At 66.7% G+C, this 20,666-nt stretch carries 23 protein-coding genes; 6 read left to right on the top strand and 17 right to left on the bottom strand.

Annotation, left to right across the window (positions count from 1 at the left end):
* Window positions 1–20: 20 nt before the first annotated feature.
* The 4 genes from RXV79_RS12625 to RXV79_RS12610 form a co-directional block, all read right to left on the bottom strand.
* A complete protein-coding gene (locus RXV79_RS12625; protein WP_257824276.1) occupies window positions 21–278 on the bottom strand; it encodes a heavy-metal-associated domain-containing protein in 258 nt (85 codons plus the stop codon).
* Window positions 279–419: 141 nt separating this feature from the next.
* Window positions 420–1,019, bottom strand: a complete 600-nt coding sequence (locus RXV79_RS12620; protein ID WP_316703790.1) for a DUF305 domain-containing protein — start codon at window positions 1,017–1,019, stop codon at window positions 420–422.
* 153 nt (window positions 1,020–1,172) lie between these two features.
* Window positions 1,173–1,550, bottom strand: a complete 378-nt coding sequence (locus tag RXV79_RS12615; RefSeq protein ID WP_257824278.1) for a four-helix bundle copper-binding protein — start codon at window positions 1,548–1,550, stop codon at window positions 1,173–1,175.
* A 246-nt stretch (window positions 1,551–1,796) separates the two neighbouring features.
* Window positions 1,797–2,234 carry a hypothetical protein gene (locus RXV79_RS12610; RefSeq protein WP_316703787.1) on the bottom strand — a complete coding sequence of 146 codons (438 nt, stop codon included), beginning with the start codon at window positions 2,232–2,234 and terminating at the stop codon, window positions 1,797–1,799.
* Here RXV79_RS12610 and RXV79_RS12605 point away from each other — a divergent pair.
* Window positions 2,233–2,442, top strand: coding sequence for a hypothetical protein (locus RXV79_RS12605; protein WP_316703785.1), 210 nt, complete (start codon window positions 2,233–2,235; stop codon window positions 2,440–2,442). The two genes, RXV79_RS12610 and RXV79_RS12605, sit on opposite strands and share 2 nt — an antisense overlap.
* Window positions 2,443–2,472: 30 nt before the next feature.
* Here RXV79_RS12605 and RXV79_RS12600 read toward each other — a convergent pair whose 3' ends face one another.
* The 8 genes from RXV79_RS12600 to RXV79_RS12565 all read right to left on the bottom strand — a co-directional run bounded on the left by RXV79_RS12600 (window position 2,473) and on the right by RXV79_RS12565 (window position 8,366).
* A complete protein-coding gene (locus tag RXV79_RS12600) occupies window positions 2,473–2,832 on the bottom strand; it encodes a copper-binding protein (protein WP_257824281.1) in 360 nt (119 codons plus the stop codon).
* Between the two features lie 9 nt (window positions 2,833–2,841).
* A complete protein-coding gene (locus RXV79_RS12595; RefSeq protein WP_257824282.1) occupies window positions 2,842–3,294 on the bottom strand; it encodes a DUF411 domain-containing protein in 453 nt (150 codons plus the stop codon).
* A 13-nt stretch (window positions 3,295–3,307) separates the two neighbouring features.
* A complete protein-coding gene (locus tag RXV79_RS12590) occupies window positions 3,308–3,826 on the bottom strand; it encodes a cupredoxin domain-containing protein (RefSeq protein WP_257824283.1) in 519 nt (172 codons plus the stop codon).
* A gap of 69 nt (window positions 3,827–3,895) precedes the next feature.
* Entirely contained in the window at window positions 3,896–5,311 is a 1,416-nt protein-coding gene (locus RXV79_RS12585) for a multicopper oxidase family protein (protein WP_257824284.1), read from the bottom strand.
* A 22-nt stretch (window positions 5,312–5,333) separates the two neighbouring features.
* On the bottom strand, window positions 5,334–6,779 hold the full coding sequence (locus RXV79_RS12580) for a TolC family protein (RefSeq protein ID WP_316703780.1): 1,446 nt from the start codon (window positions 6,777–6,779) through the stop codon (window positions 5,334–5,336).
* 10 nt (window positions 6,780–6,789) lie between these two features.
* Window positions 6,790–7,362 (bottom strand): hypothetical protein, encoded by a 573-nt coding sequence (locus RXV79_RS12575; protein ID WP_257824288.1) that lies wholly within the window; start codon window positions 7,360–7,362, stop codon window positions 6,790–6,792.
* Window positions 7,363–7,470: 108 nt separating this feature from the next.
* Complete coding sequence (locus RXV79_RS12570) at window positions 7,471–7,956, bottom strand: hypothetical protein (RefSeq protein WP_316703778.1); 486 nt, start codon at window positions 7,954–7,956, stop codon at window positions 7,471–7,473.
* An 89-nt stretch (window positions 7,957–8,045) separates the two neighbouring features.
* Entirely contained in the window at window positions 8,046–8,366 is a 321-nt protein-coding gene (locus tag RXV79_RS12565) for a copper-binding protein (protein ID WP_316703776.1), read from the bottom strand.
* Between the two features lie 148 nt (window positions 8,367–8,514).
* Here RXV79_RS12565 and RXV79_RS12560 point away from each other — a divergent pair, with 148 nt between their 5' ends.
* The 3 genes from RXV79_RS12560 (at window position 8,515) to RXV79_RS12550 (ending at window position 11,010) form a co-directional block, all read left to right on the top strand.
* On the top strand, window positions 8,515–9,192 hold the full coding sequence (locus RXV79_RS12560) for a heavy metal response regulator transcription factor (RefSeq protein WP_257824291.1): 678 nt from the start codon (window positions 8,515–8,517) through the stop codon (window positions 9,190–9,192).
* Between the two features lie 14 nt (window positions 9,193–9,206).
* Window positions 9,207–10,574: a heavy metal sensor histidine kinase gene (locus RXV79_RS12555; protein WP_316703773.1), complete on the top strand. Its 1,368-nt coding sequence runs from the start codon at window positions 9,207–9,209 to the stop codon at window positions 10,572–10,574.
* 103 nt (window positions 10,575–10,677) lie between these two features.
* Window positions 10,678–11,010, top strand: coding sequence for a CzcE family metal-binding protein (locus RXV79_RS12550; RefSeq protein WP_316703771.1), 333 nt, complete (start codon window positions 10,678–10,680; stop codon window positions 11,008–11,010).
* 27 nt (window positions 11,011–11,037) lie between these two features.
* On the opposite strand, the gene RXV79_RS12545 is transcribed toward RXV79_RS12550, so the two are convergent.
* Window positions 11,038–11,361: a helix-turn-helix domain-containing protein gene (locus RXV79_RS12545; protein WP_257824297.1), complete on the bottom strand. Its 324-nt coding sequence runs from the start codon at window positions 11,359–11,361 to the stop codon at window positions 11,038–11,040.
* A 74-nt stretch (window positions 11,362–11,435) separates the two neighbouring features.
* On the bottom strand, window positions 11,436–11,765 hold the full coding sequence (locus RXV79_RS12540; RefSeq protein ID WP_257824300.1) for a helix-turn-helix domain-containing protein: 330 nt from the start codon (window positions 11,763–11,765) through the stop codon (window positions 11,436–11,438).
* 158 nt (window positions 11,766–11,923) lie between these two features.
* Between RXV79_RS12540 and RXV79_RS12535 the strand changes: the two genes are divergently transcribed.
* Both RXV79_RS12535 and RXV79_RS12530 read left to right on the top strand, forming a co-directional pair.
* Window positions 11,924–12,832, top strand: coding sequence for a hypothetical protein (locus RXV79_RS12535; protein ID WP_316703766.1), 909 nt, complete (start codon window positions 11,924–11,926; stop codon window positions 12,830–12,832).
* A 734-nt stretch (window positions 12,833–13,566) separates the two neighbouring features.
* Window positions 13,567–15,507, top strand: coding sequence for an FTR1 family protein (locus RXV79_RS12530; protein ID WP_316703764.1), 1,941 nt, complete (start codon window positions 13,567–13,569; stop codon window positions 15,505–15,507).
* A gap of 248 nt (window positions 15,508–15,755) precedes the next feature.
* Here RXV79_RS12530 and RXV79_RS12525 read toward each other — a convergent pair whose 3' ends face one another.
* From RXV79_RS12525 to RXV79_RS12515, 3 genes are all read right to left on the bottom strand, one after another.
* On the bottom strand, window positions 15,756–15,968 hold the full coding sequence (locus RXV79_RS12525; RefSeq protein WP_316703763.1) for a hypothetical protein: 213 nt from the start codon (window positions 15,966–15,968) through the stop codon (window positions 15,756–15,758).
* Window positions 15,969–16,071: 103 nt separating this feature from the next.
* Window positions 16,072–19,215 carry an efflux RND transporter permease subunit gene (locus RXV79_RS12520; RefSeq protein ID WP_316703761.1) on the bottom strand — a complete coding sequence of 1,048 codons (3,144 nt, stop codon included), beginning with the start codon at window positions 19,213–19,215 and terminating at the stop codon, window positions 16,072–16,074.
* On the bottom strand, window positions 19,212–20,663 hold the full coding sequence (locus RXV79_RS12515) for an efflux RND transporter periplasmic adaptor subunit (RefSeq protein WP_316703759.1): 1,452 nt from the start codon (window positions 20,661–20,663) through the stop codon (window positions 19,212–19,214). Before RXV79_RS12515 ends, RXV79_RS12520 begins: the two co-directional genes overlap by 4 nt.
* Window positions 20,664–20,666: the final 3 nt, after the last annotated feature.

Here is a 20,666-nt window from a genome sequence, read left to right as displayed (position 1 = left end):
GACCGGCGTCAAGCCACGCCTCAGTGGCAGGTGCCGCAGCAGCTGCCCCCGCGGGCCGCCGCTGGCTGCGACGCACCGGCCACTTCCACTGGGGTGTAGCCGGCCTCCTCGATCGCCAACTTGAGCGTCTGCGTGTCGGCGCTGGTCGCCTCGATTTCCACGCGCTTGTTGGCAAGGTTGACCGAGACGGTCGCGCCGGGCTCGACCGCCTTGACCGCTTTGGTGACCGCACCCACGCAGTGGCCGCAGGTCATGTCGTTGACGTTGAACACAATCATTTGAAGCTCCATCAGGAAGTGTTGGTGTGATGGAACTGTGAAGCTTCCCACCGTGGCAAAGTCCAGCATTCTTCGCGTTATCCACGCAGTCTGTGGGTGCATTGCCACGGCGAGTGCGTCGAGCTTGGGCACACCAGCCTTTCATTGAGCTTCCTGGGAACTGCCCGTGTGCTGCCCGCGCGGCGTGTCCATCGGCTCGCGCAGCGGGTCGCGGCCCTTGAACGGCTGGTAGTCCGCGATGCCGAAATGCTTGTGCAACTCTTCTCGCATCATCTGGATGTCGGCCGTCTGGCTGTGCCACATGCTCGAGCATTCGCGGCGCAAGGCTTCATGTCGCAAGTCGCTTCCGGTGATGCAGCCGTTCACCGGCTCCATCAAGGTGTAGTGGTGGCGGCTGAGCACCTCAAGGAACACGTGGTTGAAGTCAGCGCCCGGCTTCGCCTGATCGAGCAAGGCAAGCATCTTGCGGCCGTCCGGGCGGACGCGCGGCTGGTAGTCGATGCCGTACCACTCGCGCAGGAACGTCTTGAGGGTCATGATCTCTTCGCGCTGCATCCGGTTGTTGCGCCGGGCCAGCGACTTGAGGTCGTCGAGCGCGGCCTTCGCCGGGGTGGCGGCGAAGCCCGGCGTCGGAGATGTGCCCTCCATGGGCGAAATCTCCCCATTGCGCTGAGTGTCGGTGCCGGCGGCGAGCTCGGTGGCGCGCAATGCGGTGTAGTGGTGGTCGATCGCGAGCTGCATGAACTCGATCTCGTAGCCGGCCGTGAGGCCGACACCAGGCGCTTGTGAAACAGCCTGAGACGCCGAGGCGGCGAATGCCATCGCACTCGCGAAGGCGAGTCGAACCAGATGGTGGTGGATGTGCTTCATGGAAGATTGCTCCTGTTGGCCGGGTCAGTGCGCGTGCCCGGCCGAGCGGGCCGTTGGCGACGTGGTCCGGGCTGCCTGCGCCATGCGAAGGCATTCCTGCGCGCAACGGCGGCACGCCTGCGCGCAGGCTTGGCAATGGTCCATCTGGTGCTTGCCGCACTCTTCACCGCAGGCTTCGCAGATGTCGGCGCACAGGCGGCAAATCGCTTGCGCATGTTCACTGTCACGCGCCATCGCGGCCGAGGCGAGTCTGCAGATCTCGGCGCAGTCGATGTCAAGCGCGATGCACCGAGCCATGGCCTTGACATCTGGTTCCTGCAGGCAAGCCGTTGCGCAATGACTGCAGGCGGTTGCGCACGCGTCGCAGGCGTCGATACACGATGTGTACTGTTGGTGGGCCATCTCGTACTCCTTCTCAGATGCCGCGGATTCGGCTAGAACCTTGGGCAAGCGAAAGGCCCGAACACGCTTGGCACTTCACCGCGCTCAACACCCAAAACAGACGAAACGCAAAACGCATCCAACCCTGCCGGCTCAGTGAGGTCGGCATCGTGTGAATGCGTTGCAAGACGTGTAGACGGTGCGGCTGAATCTACATGCGCATTTATTTCGTTAGGTCTTTGAAGGGGGTGCTCGTGGTTCACGCCATCAAGGCTGACGCTGCAAACGCACGGAGAGGGAAGTCGCAACGCCCGCCTTGTTGGACCACATCCAGCAGTAGTCTTGGTCCACGGGTACCTTGAGTTCGCCGCTCAGCTCGGCCACTGCATCGCGCTTTTCTGGGAACACCACCTTCTGCCCTTCGTGGTAGTGGACGTTGAAGTTGAGCGCCGTCAGGCTCTTGAAGGACCAGGCGATCGTCTGGCCCCGCGTGAGACGCGTGCAGACCTCGACGAGCTTGCCGGCCCCGATTTGCACCGAACGTTCATAAGCGCCCTGCCCGTCCCACTGCACGTTGATGAGCTCTGCCCGTGCGGGAGTGCCCACCATGGCGGCTGCAACAAGCGCCGCGACAGAATGGGGACGTGATGACAGGTGTTTCAAGCTGGACTCCATGGAAAGGTCAGGATCGTGGTCGTCGGCCATGACGCTTGCGCTTGCGTGGCACCGCCTTGCCGTCATGCGGGGGGCGTTTGAGCAGGTGTCCGTGCTTGCGGTGCAGGTAGTAAGCGAAGGCGACGACTACCACCGCGAACACCAGCCCGGCCGTGAACAGCTGTGTGTAGAACTCGGCGGACTGGTGCTCGATTCCGCGCAGCTCGTGTGGCATGTCGATGCCTCGCTTCAGGGGTGAGGCGCGGTATGGCGCCCCACCCGGCAGTTCTTACTTCGCCGCTTCGAGCTGGGTGATGACGATGGCGCCACTCGACTTTTCAGCCGCGAAGCGGATCTTGTCGCCCACCTTGAGGTTGCTGAGCATCGCCGGGTCCTTGACCTGGAATACCATGGTCATGCCCGGCATCTGCAGGTTCTTGATCTCGCCGTGCTTGACGGTGATCTTCTTGTTGTCAGCGTCGACCTTGCGCACCTCGCCGTCCACCATGTCGGCACCGGCAGCCGCCTGGGCCACAGTGGTGTTCGTGGACTTGTCGTGGCCGTGGCCGCCGCCGTGGTCACCGCCGGCGAAGGCGCTGCCGGTGGCGAAGACGAGGGCGACTGAGAGCAGAGAAATGGCGTTCTTCATGGTGACTCCTTAGCGGTAGGACTGGAAAACACGGGTGCTGCCGTCCTTAAGAACCAGCAGCACGTCGTACGGTTGGGTCTGGTTGTCGAAATCGGGGCCGTCCATGCCGGGGCTTCCGAGCGGCATTGCCGGGACCGCCAGGCCGACGGCCGCCGGGCGCTCGGCCAGAAGCCGCCGCACCTCGCGCGCGGGAACGTGCCCCTCGAGGGCGTACGGTCCGACCTTCGCCGTGTGGCAGGAGCCAACCTGAAGTGGCAGGCCCAAGGTTTTGCGGGCGTCGGTGTTGCCATCGTTGTGGACCTTGCCAATCGAGAAGCCGTTCTTCTCCATGTGGGTCATCCACCCCTTGCAGCAGCCGCACTCGGGCGACTTCCACACCTCAAGCGACGGCTTGGCGGCATTGGCCTGGGCGCCCATCGTGGCGGCGGCCAGACCGGCGACCAGCATCTCGCGGCGCTTCATCGCGTCACCCCTTTCAATGCTTGTGGTTGTGGCCGTCGGCCGCCTTCGCCGCCGGCGCCTTGCCCTTAGCGACCGTCACCGCGCCCTTCATGCCGGCGTCCCAGTGCCCCGGTTGCAGGCAGCCGAAGTCGACCTTGCCGGCCTTGGTGAATTGCCAGATGACCTCACCCGTCTTGCCGCCGGCCAACGTGATCATGTTGGGTTCCTCGTGCTCCATCTCCGGGTTCTTGAGCATCACCTGGTAGTGCTCCTTGAGCTCCTTCTCGGTGCCGAGCACGAACTCGTGCTTCACCTGGCCGGAGTTCTTCACCTTGAAGCGAACCGTCTCGCCCTGCTTGACATCGATGCTGGCGGGCGTGAAGCGCATGTTGTCGGTCATGTTGACTTCGACCGTGCGGGTGACCTTGGCGGCCACGCCCGGCACCCCGATGGCGCTCTCGTCGCCGTGACCGCCAGCGTGGGTGCCGCCCGCAAAGGCGACGGAGGCGCTCAGGGCAAGCGCGATGGCAAGGGCAATGGATTTGGATTTCATGGGAGTCCTCGGTGAATCAGAGTGGTGACGTGGATGAATGAATTGGAGTTGGCCAGGCTTCATCGGGAATCAATGGCCGTTGTGCCCGCCGTTGCCGGTGGGCTTGCGCACGCGCATCTCGACGCTCTTGCCCTTCTTGGCGAGTGGCATCGATTGGCCACCCGCGGAGAACGAACGGGCGGGCTCGGGGAGCGTTCCGGTGAACTCGTAGGCCACCTCGCCCTTGGGGTGCTGGTACCAGCCCGGATCCTTGAAGTCGCCGCGCTTCTGGTCGGCGCGCACCTTCATGACGGTGAACATGCCGCCCATCTCGACCGGACCGAACGGACCCTGCCCGGTCATCATCGGCAGCGTGTTGTCGGGAATGGGCATCTCCATCTCCGCCATGTCGGCCATGCCGCGCTCGCCCATCACCATGTAGTCGGGGATGAGCTTGTTGACCTCCTTGGCGATGCCGGTGTGGTCCACGCCGATCATGGTGGCCAGTTCGTGCCCCATGGCGTTCATCGTGTGGTGGCTCTTGTGGCAGTGGAACGCCCAGTCGCCGGGCTCGTCCGCCAGAAACTCCACGGCTCGCATCTGCCCGACGGCCACGTCCGTCGTGACCTCGTTCCAACGGGCGCTCTCACGGGTCCAGCCACCGTCGGTGCCGGTCACCATGAACTCGTAGCCGTGCAGGTGGATCGGGTGGTTGGTCATCGTCAGGTTGCCGATGCGAATTCGCACCCGTTCGCCAAGCTTGGCCACCATCGGGTCGATGCCGGGGAAGACCCGCGAGTTGAAGGTCCACAGGTTGAAATTCGTCATCTCGCTCACGCGAGGCGTGAAACTGCCCGGCTCGATGTCGAAGGCGGTCAGGATGAAGCCGTAGTCGCGCTCGACCGGCATGAACTTCGGGTCCTTGGGGTGCACGATGAACATCCCGTACATGCCCATGGCCATCTGCACCATCTCGTCGGCGTGCGGGTGGTACTTGAAGGTGCCGCTGCGCCGCACGACGAATTCGTAGACGTAGGTCTTGCCGGGCTGGATGTGCGGCTGGGTCAGGCCGCCCACGCCGTCCATGCCGTTGGGCAGGCGCAGGCCGTGCCAATGGATGGTGGTGTGCTCGGGCAGCTTGTTGGTGACGAACAGACGCACCCGGTCGCCCTCGACCACCTCGATGGTCGGCCCGGGCGACGTGCCGTTGTAGCCCCACAGGTGCGCCTTCATGCCGGGCGCGAACTCGCGCACGACCGGCTCGGCCACCAGGTGGAACTCCTTTACGCCGTTGTTCATGCGCCAGGGCAGGCTCCAGCCGTTCAGCGTCACCATCGGGTTGTAGGGACGGCCGGTGTTGGGCACCAGCGGCGGGGCGGTCAGGGGGTTGGTCTGGATGACCGGCTCAGGCAAGGCCGCCATGGCCACCTTGCTTACCGTGGAGGCCGCGACGGCGGCACCCGCTGCTGCGGTGCCGGTCAAAAAGCCGCGTCGACTTGTAGTCATGGAATGGGGTCTCCGTAGAAGTTCAGTGGGCTGCCGCGCCGCCGGAGCCGCCCGCCGGGCGTGCCTCCATGGACACGCCGCCAGAGGGCTTGCCGATCAGCGAGGCCTGCAGGGCCGCGTCCGCTAGCCAGAAGTCGCGTTGGGCGTCGATGGCCTGCACGACGCTGCCGATCTGCTCGCGCGCATCGGCGAGCAACTCGAAGACGCCGATCAGCATCCCGTTGTAGCGAAGCTGGTTCTCTTCGGCGATCGTCTTGCGCAGGGGGACGACCTCGTCAAGGTAGTGGCGGGCAATGTCGTACGAGGTGCGGTAGCCGCCATAGGTCTCGCGTACCTGCGACGTGGCCTCCACGCCGATCTGCGCGGTGCGGTTGAGCGCGGCCATGTAGGTGGCCTGGGCACGGGCGCGTCCCGCGTCCCCGAAATCGAAGATCGGCAGTGGGAGCTCGAGCTCGTAGCCCTTCTGCGGGGGGGAGCCGGTCTCGCTGTTGCGCACTGCCGCGACGTGGAAGCCGTTGACCACGCTCGTGATCCTCGACAGCCCCTGCTCTCTCGCGGTGAACTCGAGGTCGGCACGCGCCAGGCGCACGTCCAGCCGCTGGTCGATCGCCTGCTGCGCGACCGATTCTTCGGAGCGCACCGTCTTGGGCAGGTCCGGCAGCCGGTCCGGCAACTTGAGCTGCTGCGCTTGCGCGGCCGTGAGGCCGAGCGAGCGCACCAGCGCTTCGCGCGCGCTCAATGCCGCCTGACGCGCCCGTGCCAGTTCGGCCACTGCATCGGCCGCGAAGGCCTGCTCGCGAGCCCGTTGCAGCCGGTTGAAGTTGCCCACCGCCTGCATCCTGCGGGCCAGCTCGGCACTCACGTCGGCGGTGCGCTTGACCTGCTCGAAGTACTGCACCGACTGCTGAGCCGCCACCGCGCGCACCCAGTTCTGGCGCGCATCGGTGGCCGCCTGCACGACGTCGCTCGCCAGCCGCATCTGCAGTTGCTGCTGCTGGAAGTCGGCCAGGCGCAGGCGCTGCGGCAGGAGCAGCAGGTCGAACACCGAGATGCCCAGCATGCGCCCGATGTCCACATCGACATCACCACCCGAGCGCCGCACCAGCCGCTCGAAAGTGAAGATCGGGTTGGGCAGGCGGGCCGACTGGGTGGCACCGGCCGAGGCCGCGGCGCTCTCGAAGAGCGCACTCTGCAGCGCCGGGCTGTAGGCGAGCGCTACGCGCACGGCATCGTCGGCGGACAGCGGCTTGGCCAGCAAGGCGTCCACATCGGACTGCGCTTGCCGCCGTGCGGCGTCGCTGTTGAGCCACTTGACCTCGGCGCCGAGCCGGCTCTGGGTCAGGCTCTGCACGTCCTGGAAGTTCTTGTCGATCGCCGTGCTGGCGCATCCGCCCAGCAGCAGTGCCGCGGCAACGGCCGCGATGGCGACCGTGGTGCGCCGGGGGCTTGGTACGGCCCTGAATCTCATGCGGGGCTCCTCAGTGGTGTTTGGTGTGGTCGGCCGGTTTGGCCGGAGGGGTCGCGCTGGACGCCGGTGCAGCCGGCTGTGAGCCGGCCTGCGTGGGACGCGGGGCGGCCTTGGGCGGCGTCGCGGTATCGCTCTGGCCGAACGGCTTGTCGGTCGTGGCCGTCCCGGCGCGCGGCGGCGTGGGACCCGATGCAGCCGGCCGCGTGGCCTCAGCTGGCGCGGCGCCCGGTGCGGGCGATGCGCCATGCTCGCCGTGGGCCCCGCCCGGGGTGTCGCCGGCGGCTTCCTTGGCATAGGTTTTCCAGCCGCCGATGCGGCCGACCTGATCGTTGGCAGCCTTCCAGGGCGTGACCGGCTCGTCGGCGTAGCGCCGGTAGCCTTCGAACGCCGAGCGATATCGCAGGCTGTCAGAGGCGGCCCCTGTGCCCCCGCTGTTTACCGGGAGGCTGGCGGCAGCTGTGGATGGCGCCGGTGTACTGGCCGATGAAGCGCCTGGCGCAGCCGCCCGTGCCGGCTGGGCATTGGCGCCCCAGGACGCGGCCAGCAGTGCTGCCAGCAGGCAGACGTTTTTGTGCAATGACATGGATTCCTCGCGGCCAGGGCATCAGGCATCGGCCCGGTCAGGCCCTGGCGTGGTCGTACAGGCCGACGCGGCGGACGCGTCAGCGTCCGTCACACGCGGCGACGGCGGTCAGGCGAGGAAGGTTCGAGGCGGCCGTTCGGGACCGCCCGTCATGAAGACGGCAGTCTGGGCCACGAGTTGGGGCACCACACGGTCGACCGCTTGGGAGGATCCCATCGGCCATACCGAGGTCGGAAGCACGGCGACCGTGCAGCAGGAAGCGCAAGCGCTGCACTTGCCAGCGGTCTTGTGAACCGGGCTGCCGTCCGGAGACGGGTCGGCCGACAGGTCCTGCGAAGTGGCCGCGTCGCCGCCGTGATGGCCGGCAGTCGACCCGTGGGGATGGGCATGGCCAGAGGCGTGGTCACCGGCCTCGTCGCCGTTGTGCGTGTGGTGGCTTGACACCCCGGCAGGACCGTCGGCATGTGCGTGGGCACCCGCGGCTGCGCCGTGGTGGCCGGGTCCGCACGACAGCATGGTGGCCGCGGCCGCGCCTTGCACGGGCAAAGCGACGGCCAGCAGCCAGATCAGCGCGGTTCGGACAATGAGCCACATGGGCGGAAGTCTAGGCGATCGATCGGTGGAAGTTGAATATCCGATGCCGGGTCAGGGGAGCGCGGATGGCATCCCCGGGCCCAGGTCCCTTACTGGCTCACCAGCTCGGTCACCTTGATCGCGCCATCGACCTTGTCGGCCTTGAAGCGCACGTTGTCGCCGGGCTTGACCTTGGCCAGAACGGCCGCATCGGCGCGGAAGACCATCGTCATGCCGGGCATCCCCAGGTTGTCGATCGGGCCGTGCTTGAGCGTGATCTTGCCCTGCTCGGCGTCGACCTTCTTCACCTCGCCGGTGGTGTAGCCGACGCTGGCGGTGGCGCCTGCAGCCGGGGCGTCCGTGGCGGCGATGGCGGCCCAGGGGGCAAGCGACGCGAGGGCCGCAGACAGGATCAGTGCTTTGACGTTCATCCTCAAACTCCAGTGGTTGAACTCGGGGCTCCGGCCGATCCGAAGCACCCATGAACGCCACTCTAGGGATCGGCTGCGGACGCCAGCCGAACCCCCACATTACGGTTTCGTAATGCAAAGCCGGGCGGCCTTGGGCCACACTCGCGCCATGAGGATCCTGGTGGTGGAAGACGAGGTGCGGCTGGCCGCCTACCTCAAGAAGGGCTTGACCGAAAACGGCTACGTGGTCGACGTGGCGCACGATGGCATCGACGGGCGGCACCTGGCCACAGAAGGCGAATACGACCTGGTGCTGCTAGACGTCATGCTGCCGGGCATCGACGGTTTCGGCGTGCTGCGCGGGCTGCGCGAGCGCAAGGACACGCCGGTGCTGATGCTCACCGCCCGCGACAAGGTGGAGGACCGGGTCAGCGGCCTCAAGGGCGGCGCCGACGACTACCTCGTCAAACCCTTTGCGTTCAGCGAACTGCTGGCACGCGTGGAAGCGCTGCTACGCCGCGGCAGCAAGAATCCCCAGCCGCTCATGCAGCTGCGACTGGCCGACCTGGAGGTTGACCTCGCCCGTCGCAAGGCCACCCGAGGCGACAAGCGGCTCGATCTCACGCCCAAGGAGTTCGGCCTGCTCACGCTGCTGCTGCGCCGCACGGGTGAAGTGCTGTCGCGCACGGTGCTCGCCGAGCAGGTCTGGGACATGCACTTCGACAGCGAGACCAACGTCATCGACGTGGCGGTGCGCCGGCTGCGTGCCAAGCTCGACGACGGCTTCGACAAACCGCTGCTGCACACGGTGCGCGGTGTGGGCTACGTCCTGGAGATGCGCGAGTGAGCCCTGCACGGTCCATGGCGGCACGCCTGACCGTGACCCTGTGCGTCCTGGCCGTGCTGGTTTTCACCGTCGTTGCGGTGCTGTTGCAGCGCGCGCTGGAAGCCGAGTTCATGCGCGCGCGGGAGCAGGAGCTCGCCGGCAAGGTGGACGTGGTGCGCCACTTCCTGGAAGAGCTGGAAACACCGGAGGACCTGCCTCACCTCAGCCATCGGCTGGACGACGTGCTGATCGGTGACGGGCTCATGCGGCTGTGGCTGGTCACCGATGCCGGTGAGGTGTTGTACGGGGGGAAGCGCCGCCCTGCCGTGACGCCCGATGCCTTCGGACGGGTCGAGGTGCGGCGCGAAGACGGCCTGGCCCTGGAGGGGCTGCGCATCAAGTTGCCGGCGCATGATGTGCTGCCGAACGCGGAGCTCATCGTCGCCATCGACGTGCGAGGGCAGCAAGCCCTGCTGCAGCGCTACCGGACCACCATCGGCATCCTGTGCGGGATCGGTGTTGCACTGACCGTCCTGCTGACCGCCTGGATCACCCGCCGCTCGCTGCAGCCTGTGCGCCGGCTGTCGCGGGAGGCCGCGGCCCTGAGCCCTTCCGCGCTGTCGGCACGCCTGTCGCCGGTGGAGACCTCCGAGCTCCAGGAACTGGTGGAGAGCTTCAACCGGGCGCTGGCGCGTGTGGAAGCCGCCTACAGCCAGCTGGAGGCCTTCAGCGCGGACGTGGCGCACGAACTGCGCACACCGCTGGCCACCATGATCAACGCCACGGAAGTGGCATTGCAACGTCCACGGGCCGTGGCAGAACTGCGCGAGACGCTCGAGCTCAACCTGGAAGTGCTGCGTGAGCAGGCGGGCCTGGTCAACGACATGCTGTTCCTCGCGCGGGCCGACCAAGGGCAGCTCGCGGACAGCCTCAAGCCTACCGATCTGCGCCTCGAAGCGCAACGGGTCAACGAGTACCTGGAGCCACTGCTGGAGGACCGCCAGCAGCGGGTGCAGGTCGAGGGGGATGCGACGGCAGTGTGCAACCCGACACTCGTGCGCCGCGCGACGTTGAACCTCGTCGCCAATGCCACTCGATACACACCCCGAGGCGGTGTGATCACGATCCGTCTCAGTCGTGGACCCAAGCATGTGAACGTCACGGTTCGAAACCCCGGCGCCCCCATCGATCCGGCTGTCCTGCCAAGGCTCTTCGACCGATTCTTCCGGGCCGATGCCGCGCGCGAGCGCAGCAGCGGCCACCACGGGCTCGGCCTGGCCATCGTGCGTGCGATCGCCCTCATGCACGGGGGCAGTACCCACGCCCAAAGCTCGGACGGCTGGACCGAGATCGGTTTCAGCCTCGCCGCCCTGCCCTCTCTGCCACAGCCGTCTCCCACATGACCAAACTGTCATGCCGTCGTGGGCGTGACGTTCGGGGCTGATTTCTACAGTGAGCTCCAGGCGATCGAAGAGGTCGATCGCTGCCACTCAACGGAGTCTCACCATGATCAAGACCTTTGCCCGCACCCTCACCCTTGCCGCCATCGCCGCACCCCTGATCGCGTTCGCCAACGACGGCGGCAACTTCCGCAACGGCGCCTCCTTCTACGGACAACCCGCCGACGGCAAGGTGGCCACCCGCACGGTCGACGTGACCACCACCCGCGTCGTGCGCGTCAACTACGGTGAGACGGTCAAGTTCGTGAAGGGCGCGGAACAGTTCGCCTGGACCTTCAACGGCATGGACAACCGCGGCGTGCCGCTGACGAAGATCGCGCCGCACGACTTCGCGAGTACCGTCGTCTACGTGGACCAGGATCCGCTGAACCGCAATTGACTGCCGCGAAGTCGCCCGAGCAGGCTCTCAGCTTCGCTTGGGCTTGGTCGCGCCTTTGAAGCGGCGCCTGGCGAGCGCGTGCTCGACCTGGCGCACGAGCGTGTGCCCTTCGATCTCAAGTGCGGCCGCCATCTTCAGGACGACGAACAGCGTCGGCTGGCTTTCGCCGCGCTCGACGCTGCCGCAGTAGGACCGCCCGACATTGGCCATGTCCGCCAGCGTCTCCTGGGAGATCCCGGCCGCGAGCCGGTTTTTGCGGATAACGTCGCCCACGACCGTCGCCACCTCGGAGTCGAAGCTTCCCGCGCCGCGCGGCCTGCCAGTCTTCGGTTTTGCGACACGGGTGGACATGCGCCGGAGGGTCCGGCATCTGCCCAAATTGATCCACGCTATATAAAGGTGGATCTACATAGCGCTTGTCTGTTTCAGCGTTTGCGGCGTCGCTCCACGGAGGTCAATTCCACGAGGGGTGTGGCGGGGGGCAGGCGGTGAACGGTCTCCAGGATGGGCGACTCGCCCAGGCGCCGTTCCAGCTCGTTCATAAAGGCGAGGAAGTCCACGCCAAGGGCGCGCAGCCACTGCCGCAACTGCAGGACGTCAAGCCGGCGCTCGCCGGTTTCCACACGACTCACGGTGGTTTGATCCCTGCCGACCAAGAGCGCCAAGTCGGCTTGGCGCAACTGCACCGACTCGCGGCTGTCACGCAGCAGCGTGAGGAAGATTTCGTTGTGTCGGCTGTACAGGGACTTGGGCATGGCAACCTTTCCGCGCCAGCCTAGCGGCGTCGCCACCGTATGCCGAATGAGCATCTAACCCCGAGGCCGGCCCCTGCGAATCTCAGGCGACCGCTGCGGGCGACGGTCTTTATGATCACACTGTCGGCTTTATATACCGCAGGAGCGCATGATCCGCCATGTTCGTTGCCCATGAGAGTTTCGAAGACCCGATGATGTCGGCCCTGGCCGGCGACGGTGAGCATTGCTTTCGGGCGATGCACTTGTCGATTCGCGCACCGTGGTTCATCGTCACGTGCCTGGTCTCTGGCGACGACGTGGAGATGCTGCGTTCGGTGTGTTGCTCATGGGACGTGGACCTCAGAGAGCTCCTGAGAGTCGACGGGGGGCGCCGGCCAGTCAGCGTGCAGCAGATGACGCCGTCACACGAAGGCGACGGCCGATGGGAAGCGCGGCAGATCGAACGGGTATGGACGGTCGAACAATCGGTCGGACACAGCGTGCTGGTCTTCCAGGACTTCGAAGGCAACGAGTTCACCAACACACTCGACCAGAAGGCGGAAGAACCCAAGGGTGAACGAACCCTTCTATTCGGTGCACTGCCGGCCATGCCGCGTGGCAGAAGGACGTCCAGCAGGCCTGAGCCGCGGACCAAGTTGCCGCTGTTCGATGGCGAGGCCGATCCGTTCGCGGCGGTGAGCGCCGCGCAGCTGGCCGCCCAACTCCGGATAACAGTCGAGGAGGTGCGGCATCGCGCCGCCGCGGGCGAGCTCTTCGCCGTCGGGCCGGCCGTGTCTGGCGAACAGCGCTTTCCGAGCTATCAATCGTTGCCTGCACTGGCCGGGGACAAACTCGGACAGCTGCTCGCCGTGCTCGCGCAGTCCGACGGCCACCCCCAGTTGTTCTTTGCCGGGGAGTGTCCGGAACTTGGACTGCTATCGCCAGTGGAAGTGCTGCTGGGAGCCGCGATCAAACAACGTGGCTTCGAGCCAGTGGCGGCTAGCATCATTGCCGCCGATCCCGAGGCACGCTTCGAATACGTCTTGGATGCGGCTCGAGCCTACGTTGCCGCCACCTCAGGCTGGTAGGCAGTGCGCCGGCATTGCATATTCGTCTTGCGAACAGCTCATGAACCCGATGCGCGGGAGCTGCGCCGCGCCCGCTTGAAGATCAAGGGCGCAGGTGGCAACGTGCTCAGGTGCACTGCAGGCACATTCCTCGTGGAAGGCCCGCCGGACCTGGTTCAGTCTCTTGCCCTGGTCCTCCCGGGTTGGCGCTGCACCGCAAACTTCAAGTCAGCTCGTCTGCCGGAGCACAGCTTGCGACCATGGATGCGTCGTTGAGCGTCTGAGACGCACTCCGACCCGTTGGTCGCGGGCTGTGGCCGGTTGCATTGCGCTCCCCCCGGCGAGGAGCGCAAAACCTGGGCTAAGGCCGGTGCAACGCGCACAACTCAGGGGACGCTTCCAGCCTGTGCCAGCGAATCATCTTCGACACAAAGGGCATGCTGCCAATGAACCGGTGCTGGTACCGGCGCACGCTGTTTCGCAAGGCGTCTTCGCCGACTTGGTTGGCCAGCCAGAGGAGTCGTACGCGATCGTCTTTGCACATGACCCGGACGCCATAGTTGTCCGGCGGCAACCTCTCCACGCTCATAAGCGACCCCTGGTCTGTTTCGACAGCGAGAGCCACTGTACGAACCGGTTTCTAACCGAGACCGAACGCCAAGATGACAACTCCGTCATGTTGGTGTCATGGCTCTTGACCTTCCCATGGGGGAAGGATGTCAAATGCGAAAGAGAATCATTATCCTGAACTCAACATGACCGCATTCCTCGGACGCTGCCTCATGGCGATCGCCGTCGGCCTCGGCGCATCCCTCGCTCCTGCCTGGGCCGCCGACACGCCGGTCGACAACGACCAGCAGGTTCGCCAACTCTGGCAGCTCTTGGACTACGTGGCGGTGGACTACCCGGGCGCCGTGGCCAATGGGGTGGTGACCAGCGAAGGTGAGTACCAGGAGATGCGGGAATTCAGCGACAACGCCGTTGCGCAGGCGAAGGCCTTGCCACCGCATGGTTCACATGGCCAATTGGTGTCACTTGCCGAACAGCTGCGCAATGCCGTCCTGCAGAAGGCGCCTGCGGACCGCGTCGCTGACCTTGCGCAGCAGGCCAACGGCCTCTTGCTGACGGCGTACCCGATCCCGGTCGCACCGCGCGTGGCCCCGGATCTGGCACAGGGACAGCGGCTGTACCAAGTGCATTGCGCGGCCTGTCACGGGCCCACGGGCGGGGGGGACGGTCCAGCGGCCAAGTCGCTCGACCCCAAGCCCGTCGATTTCACGGACAAGGGACGCGCCCGTGCGCGCTCGATCCTTGCCCTCTACCAGGTGACATCGCAGGGCGTCGAAGGCACGTCGATGCCGTCGTTTAAGGCGCTGCCGGACCAGGACCGCTGGGCGCTCGCGTTCTATGTCGGGACGCTCTCGTTCGATGCGGCCGCCCGTGAGCGCGGCGCGGCGATGCTTCAGAACGACCCCAAGGCGCGTGCCGCGCTGCCGGACCTGGCGGCGCTCACCACGGCCAGCGAGAGCTTGTTGGTGCAGCGCCTGGGTGCCCAGGCCACTGACCTGCTGGCCTTTGCGCGCAGCCAGCCCCAGGCCATCACAGGCAACCAGTTGGCCGGCATTCCTCTCGCACGATCACAGATGCAAGCGAGTTTGAAGGCCTTCGAGACGGGAAACGGTACCGAGGCCATCCGTCTGGCGTTGTCAGCCTACCTCGACGGGTTCGAGCCGCTGGAAGCAGCCCTGGAGTCGCGCAACAAGGACCTGCTGGTCGAGGTGGAGCGCACCATGCAGCTGTACCGTTCCGCGATCGCCGCAAAACAGGCCGATGTCGTCGTGGCCAAGGCCCACGAACTTGATCTGCTGTTCTCCCGCGTGGATGGCGAGCTGAGCGCCGGCCGCGCCGACGCCACGACCAGCTTCATTGCCGCTCTCACCATCCTGCTGCGAGAAGGCGTCGAGGCACTGCTGATCGTAGTCGCCATGATTGCCTTCCTCCGAAAGGCCAACCAGGGTCAAGCACTGCGCTATGTCCACGGCGGCTGGGTGACCGCCCTCGCCGCCGGTGGTGTCACGTGGTGGATCGCCACCTATGTGGTGGGCGTCAGCGGAGCCAGCCGGGAAGTCACCGAAGGGCTGTCATCACTCTTTGCCGCTGCAGTGCTGCTGTCGGTCGGCCTGTGGATGCACCAGAAGAGCAGCGCCGGGCGCTGGCAGGCTTATCTGCGCGACAAGCTGTCGGCCGCCATGACCCGCCGTTCTGCCTGGGCCTTGTTCCTGCTGGCGTTTGTCGCCGTGTACCGCGAGGTTTTTGAGACGGTTCTCTTCTTCTCGGCGCTGGCAGCCGATGGCCACGGCTCAGCGCTGTTGGCCGGACTGGCCGTCGGCCTGATCCTGCTCGCCATCATCGCTGCCGTGTTCCTGTGCACGAGCGCCCGCATGCCTCTCGGAACGTTCTTCTCGCTCAGCTCGATCCTGGTGGCGGTACTGGCGGTAGTGCTGGCCGGCAAGGGCGTCTCAGGTCTGCAGGAGGCCGGCTGGCTCAGCGCAACGCCGGTAGGCAGCCTGCGCGTGCCGGTCTTGGGCATCTTCCCCACGCTTCAGACCAGCCTTGCACAGGTTGCGGTGCTGTTGGCGGCGTTGCTCGGCTTTGGCCTGAACGCGATGCAAGCTCGTCGAGCGGCACCCGCTTGACCGGTGTTTAAGCGGCGGGGCGCCGATGCGTCGTCACTTCGACGAGGCAGATCGGCGAGGGCGGCGCCGACATCGGCTGTGTGTAGCTCCGCCTGCCTTCGCTGACCACCCGAGTCGGTAGGTTGCGTCGCGGCTGGCCACTCACAGTCGGCTAATTCTGTCTTAGCCTCCTGTGGTCGGCCAATGTTGTCGCAGATCTGCGCCACCATTCCCCGTACCAGCCCGAGCTCTTACCTGGGAAAGGCGGGTCAAGGCGAGTACGGGAGATTCTGTCGCCCAACTGCGGTGCCGCCTCCGCCCAGCATGCCCGCTTGCGTCGGAACGAAATGGATCGCCGCGGCCCACGGCTCCTCGAACACCCCCTTGAAACCGAACCAGACGATCTCTTGGCGGGTGTTGAAGGCCGCGAGCGCCATCCGGCGGGCGCCGGGTTCCAGGCGAAACGGAAGTGCATGCTGCATGAGAAGTCCTCTTGTGGATCGTGGGCTGGCGTGATTTAAAGCCTTGCCTGCGTGGGAAGGTCAAGCCCGGCCCACGACGCACCGCGGTACTTCGATCAGCCGATTAGCGCGACTCCCCTCGCCCACCCAGACCACGTCGCCGCAGCAGCAGGAAGGCCGCCGGCACGACGAAGAGCGACAGCAGCGGCGCGGTGACCATGCCGCCCAGCATGGGCGCCGCGATCCGGCTCATCACTTCGGAGCCGGTGCCGCTGCCCCACACGATGGGCAGCAGGCCGGCCAGGATCACTGCCACCGTCATCGCCTTGGGCCGCACGCGCAGCACTGCGCCTTCGCGGATGGCGTCGATCAACATGGCCGCATCGAGCGGCCCGCCATCGCGCAGACGGTCTTCCAGCGCATGCCGCAGGTACAGCAGCATCACCACGCCGAACTCGGCCGCTACGCCCGCCAGCGCAATGAAGCCCACCCCGGTGGCCACCGAGAGGTGGTAGCCCAGCGCATACAGGAACCACACGCCACCCGTGAGCGCGAGCGGCAGCGTGGCCATGATCAGCGCCGCTTCTTCGAGGCGCCGAAAGGTCAGGTACAGCAGCACGAAGATGATGGCCAGCGTGGCCGGCACCACCACCTTGAGGCGCGCGTTCGCGCGCTCCAGGAATTCGAACTGGCCGGAATACGCGAGGCTTATGCCGGGCTCGAGCTTCACTTGAGTCGCCACGGCTTGGCGCAGGTCGGCCACCACCGAGGCGATGTCACGGCCACGCACGTCGACATACACCCAGCCGGACGGCCGCGCGTTCTCGCTCTTGAGCATGGGCGGGCCGTCGGCGAGGGTCACCTTCGCCACGCTGCCGAGCGTGATCTGCTGCCCACCCGGCGTGAGCACCGGCAGCACACGCAGCTTGTCGGGGCTGTCGCGCAACTCGCGCGGGTAGCGCAGGTTGATCGGAAAGCGCGCCAGGCCCTCGACCGTCTCGCCGATGTTCTCGCCGCCGATGGCACCGGCCACCACCGCCTGCACGTCGCTCACATTGAGGCCGAAGCGCGCAGCGGCGGCGCGGTCGATCTGCACGTCGATGTAACGCCCGCCGGTCAGGCGCTCGGCGAGCGCGGAGCTGACGCCGGGCACTTCCTTGGCGGCACGCTCCACTTGCGCGGTCACACGATCGATCGCGAGCAGGTCGACGCCCGACACCTTCACGCCGATCGGGCTCTTGATGCCGGTGGCCAGCATGTCGATGCGGTTGCGGATCGGCGGGATCCAGATGTTGGTGAGCCCGGGAATCCTCACGGCCTGGTCGAGCGCTTCGACGAGCTTCTCGGGCGTCATGCCGGGCCGCCATTCACTGCGCGGCTTCAGTTGCACCGTGGTCTCGAACATCTCCAGCGGCGCGGGGTCGGTGGCCGTCTCGGCGCGGCCGGCCTTGCCGAAGACACGGGCCACTTCGGGCACGGTCTTGATCATCCGGTCGCTCAATTGCAGCAGCTCCGACGCCTTCTGCGCCGACAGGCCCGGCAAGGCAGTCGGCATGTACAGCAGGTCGCCTTCGTCGAGCGGCGGCAGGAACTCGCCGCCCAGCCGCGCCAGCGGCCACAGCGTGGTGGCCAGGGCCAGGCCGGCGATGACGAGCGTCACCTTCGGCCAGCGCAGCACCCAGTCGAGCGCCGGCTGGTAGAGCGCGATCAGGCCGCGCGTCAGCGGGTTGCGCTGCTCGTCGGGAATGCGCCCGCGGATCCAGTAGCCCATGAGCACCGGGATCAAGGTCACCGACAACCCTGCCGCCGCCGCCATCGCATAGGTCTTGGTGAAGGCGAGCGGGCCGAAGAGCCGCCCTTCCTGCGCTTCGAGCGTGAACACCGGCACGAACGACAGCGTGATGATCAGCAACGAGAAAAAGAGCGCCGGCCCGACCTCGATGGCCGCCTGGGTGATGACCTCCCAGCGTGCCTCGCCCTTGAGCTCGTCGCCCGGATGCCCGTGCTGCCAGGCTTCGAGCTTCTTGTGTGCGTTCTCGATCATCACGACCGCGGCGTCGACCATCGCGCCGATGGCGATGGCAATGCCGCCGAGCGACATGATGTTGGCGTTCAGCCCCTGCCACTGCATCACGAGAAACGCCGCCATCACGCCCAGCGGCAGCGAGATGATGGCCACGAGCGCCGACCGCAGGTGCCAGAGGAACACCGCACACACCGCGGCCACGACCGCGAACTCCTCCAGCAGCTTCATCGACAGGTTGTCGATGGCCCGCTCGATGAGCGCGCTGCGGTCGTAGGTGGTGACGATCTCCACGCCTTTGGGCAAGCTGGCCTGCAGCTGCGAGAGCTTTTCCTTGACCGCCGCGATGGTGGCCTGCGCGTTCTTGCCGCTGCGCAGGATCACCACGCCGCCCACCGCTTCTCCTGCGCCGTCGAGTTCGCTGATGCCGCGGCGCATTTCGGGGCCGGTCTGCACGGTGGCCACGTCACCCAGCAGCACCGGCACACCGCCGCGCGCGGCGAGCGGCACCGCCTTGAAATCTGCGAGCGTCTTCAGAAAGCCGCTCGCCCGCACCATGTATTCGGCTTCGGCGATCTCCAGCACCGAGCCGCCCGTCTCCTGGTTGCCGTTCATCAAGGCCTCGCGCACCTGCGCGTGGGTGATGCCATAGGCGGCGAGCCGCGCCGGGTCGAGCACCACCTGGTACTGCTTGACCATGCCCCCCATCGTGGCGACCTCGGCCACGTTGGCCACCGACTTCAGCTCGAACTTGAGGAACCAGTCCTGCAGCGCACGCAGCTGTGCCAGGTCATGCGGGCCGGTCTTGTCGACGAGCGCGTACTGGAAGACCCAGCCCACGCCGGTGGCGTCGGGGCCGAGCGAGGGCTTGGCCGTGGCCGGCAGGCGGCTTTGCATCTGGCTCAGGTATTCGAGCACCCGCGACCGCGCCCAGTAGAGGTCGGTGTGGTCGTCGAACAGCACGTAGACGAACGAGTCGCCGAAGAACGAATAGCCGCGAACCGTCTTGGCGCCCGGCACCGACAGCATGGTGGTCGCCAGCGGGTAGGTGACCTGGTTCTCCACGATCTGCGGCGCCTGGCCGGCGTAGCTGGTGCGGATGATGACCTGCACGTCCGACAGGTCGGGCAACGCGTCGATGGGCGTCGAGCGCAGCGAGAGCACGCCAGCCGCGGCCAGGAAGAGCGTGGCCAGCAGCACCAGGAATCGGTTGCCGACCGACCAGCGGATGAGCGCGGCGATCATTTGGCGGCTCCGGTCCGCTCGATGCGCTGGATGACGTAGTCGTCACCCGACTGGGTGAAGCCGAACTGCACCGCATCGCCCGCCTTCACCCGACGCGCGAGCGCCGGCGACGCGAGCTTGAAGGGCATCTGCATCGCTGGCCACTTCATCGACGCGATGGGGTCGTGGTCGAGCGTGATCTCCTTGTCGGAAACCTCGATCACCCTGCCCTTGCCTTCATGCGTGGCGGCAGCCGCGAGCGGGGCGACGCCTCGCATGCTCGCCTCGGAGTCGATCAGGAACTGGCCCGAGACCACCACCTCCTGCCCCGCCTGCAAGCCTTGCAGCACCTCGGTCCTGTTGCCGAACTCGCGCCCCACGCGCACTTCCACCGGCTGGTAGCGGCCGGGCGCGGTGACGACGTACACGAGCGATCGCTGGCCGGTGCGGATCACGGCGTCGCTCGGAACGACCAGCACCTCCTGCTCGCGGCCCCCCAGGCGCACCTGCGCGAACATGCCGGCGCGCAGACGGCCTTGCGGGTTGGGCAGCTCGATGCGCACCTTGAGCGTGCGGGTGTCGGCATTGGCCTGCGGCAGCACGGCGGTCACCCGGCCTTGCCGCGTCTCGCCGGGAAACGCGCTGAAGCGCACCTCGACCGGCTGGCCCTGCCGCGCGACCGCGGCCTGCGCCTCAGGCAGGGCCGCTTCCAGCCAGACGGTCGCGAGCCCGTTGATGCGCACGAGCGTCATGCCTTGAGCCACCGTCATGCCGGCGCGCACGCCGAGTTCCTGCACCACGCCGCCGATGGGCGCGTGCACGGCCATCAGCGCCTGCGGGCGACCGCTCTGCTCCACCTCTTGGATCGTGGCCGCCGGCACGCCCAGCAGCACCAGGCGCTGCCGCGCCGCGGCGGTGAGCGCCGCATCGCCGGTGGCACGCACGGCCAGGAACTCCTGCTGCGCCGCCGTCCATTCCGGCACCAGCAGCTCGGCGATCAAGGCGCCGGCCGCCACCACATCGCCCGGCGCCATGCGGCCCACCTGCTGCACGAAGCCCGCGCTGCGCGCCTGCACCGTGACCACGTCGCGCTCGTTGAGCTGCACGGTGGCGACCGAGTCCACCCCCTCGCCCACACGCTGCTTCTCGACGGTGGCCGCGCGCCAGCCGAGCGTCTGCGACAAGCGCGGGTCGACGGCCACGCCACCGGCCGGCGTTTCGTCGGCATAACGGGGCACGAGCTGCATGTCCATGAAGGGCGACTTGCCGGGCTTGTCGAACTTGTGCTGCGGCATCATGGGGTCGTACCAGTAGAGGACCTTGCGCCCTTCCGCCGGGGCCGATGCGCCGGCCGTTGGGGCCGGGTGATCAGTGCGGGTGCCGCGCCAGGTGCTTAGGCCGTAGCCCAGCCCGGCGCCGAGGGCGATCAGCGTGGCGGCGGCGATCGTGGTCTTGAGGATCGTGTTCATCGT

This window comes from Piscinibacter gummiphilus (assembly GCF_032681285.1).
Classification (GTDB): domain Bacteria; phylum Pseudomonadota; class Gammaproteobacteria; order Burkholderiales; family Burkholderiaceae_C; genus Rhizobacter; species Rhizobacter gummiphilus_A.
The sequence above is the reverse complement of the archived record's forward strand: the minus strand, read 5'-3'. Positions and strand labels throughout refer to the sequence as shown.

Coding starts and splice junctions, on each gene's coding strand:
- RXV79_RS12550 (WP_316703771.1), top strand. CDS start 10,678: ATGATCAAGACCTTTGCCCGCACCCTCACCCTTGCCGCCATCGCCGCA.
- RXV79_RS12585 (WP_257824284.1), bottom strand. CDS start 5,311: ATGACTACAAGTCGACGCGGCTTTTTGACCGGCACCGCAGCAGCGGGT.
- RXV79_RS12520 (WP_316703761.1), bottom strand. CDS start 19,215: ATGATCGCCGCGCTCATCCGCTGGTCGGTCGGCAACCGATTCCTGGTG.
- RXV79_RS12590 (WP_257824283.1), bottom strand. CDS start 3,826: ATGAAATCCAAATCCATTGCCCTTGCCATCGCGCTTGCCCTGAGCGCC.
- RXV79_RS12535 (WP_316703766.1), top strand. CDS start 11,924: ATGTTCGTTGCCCATGAGAGTTTCGAAGACCCGATGATGTCGGCCCTG.
- RXV79_RS12570 (WP_316703778.1), bottom strand. CDS start 7,956: ATGTGGCTCATTGTCCGAACCGCGCTGATCTGGCTGCTGGCCGTCGCT.
- RXV79_RS12595 (WP_257824282.1), bottom strand. CDS start 3,294: ATGAAGCGCCGCGAGATGCTGGTCGCCGGTCTGGCCGCCGCCACGATG.
- RXV79_RS12575 (WP_257824288.1), bottom strand. CDS start 7,362: ATGTCATTGCACAAAAACGTCTGCCTGCTGGCAGCACTGCTGGCCGCG.
- RXV79_RS12540 (WP_257824300.1), bottom strand. CDS start 11,765: ATGCCCAAGTCCCTGTACAGCCGACACAACGAAATCTTCCTCACGCTG.
- RXV79_RS12605 (WP_316703785.1), top strand. CDS start 2,233: ATGACGCTTGCGCTTGCGTGGCACCGCCTTGCCGTCATGCGGGGGGCG.
- RXV79_RS12545 (WP_257824297.1), bottom strand. CDS start 11,361: ATGTCCACCCGTGTCGCAAAACCGAAGACTGGCAGGCCGCGCGGCGCG.
- RXV79_RS12530 (WP_316703764.1), top strand. CDS start 13,567: ATGACCGCATTCCTCGGACGCTGCCTCATGGCGATCGCCGTCGGCCTC.
- RXV79_RS12555 (WP_316703773.1), top strand. CDS start 9,207: ATGGCGGCACGCCTGACCGTGACCCTGTGCGTCCTGGCCGTGCTGGTT.
- RXV79_RS12600 (WP_257824281.1), bottom strand. CDS start 2,832: ATGAAGAACGCCATTTCTCTGCTCTCAGTCGCCCTCGTCTTCGCCACC.
- RXV79_RS12580 (WP_316703780.1), bottom strand. CDS start 6,779: ATGAGATTCAGGGCCGTACCAAGCCCCCGGCGCACCACGGTCGCCATC.
- RXV79_RS12615 (WP_257824278.1), bottom strand. CDS start 1,550: ATGGCCCACCAACAGTACACATCGTGTATCGACGCCTGCGACGCGTGC.
- RXV79_RS12565 (WP_316703776.1), bottom strand. CDS start 8,366: ATGAACGTCAAAGCACTGATCCTGTCTGCGGCCCTCGCGTCGCTTGCC.
- RXV79_RS12525 (WP_316703763.1), bottom strand. CDS start 15,968: ATGCAGCATGCACTTCCGTTTCGCCTGGAACCCGGCGCCCGCCGGATG.
- RXV79_RS12560 (WP_257824291.1), top strand. CDS start 8,515: ATGAGGATCCTGGTGGTGGAAGACGAGGTGCGGCTGGCCGCCTACCTC.
- RXV79_RS12515 (WP_316703759.1), bottom strand. CDS start 20,663: ATGAACACGATCCTCAAGACCACGATCGCCGCCGCCACGCTGATCGCC.
- RXV79_RS12620 (WP_316703790.1), bottom strand. CDS start 1,019: ATGCAGCTCGCGATCGACCACCACTACACCGCATTGCGCGCCACCGAG.
- RXV79_RS12625 (WP_257824276.1), bottom strand. CDS start 278: ATGATTGTGTTCAACGTCAACGACATGACCTGCGGCCACTGCGTGGGT.
- RXV79_RS12610 (WP_316703787.1), bottom strand. CDS start 2,234: ATGGCCGACGACCACGATCCTGACCTTTCCATGGAGTCCAGCTTGAAA.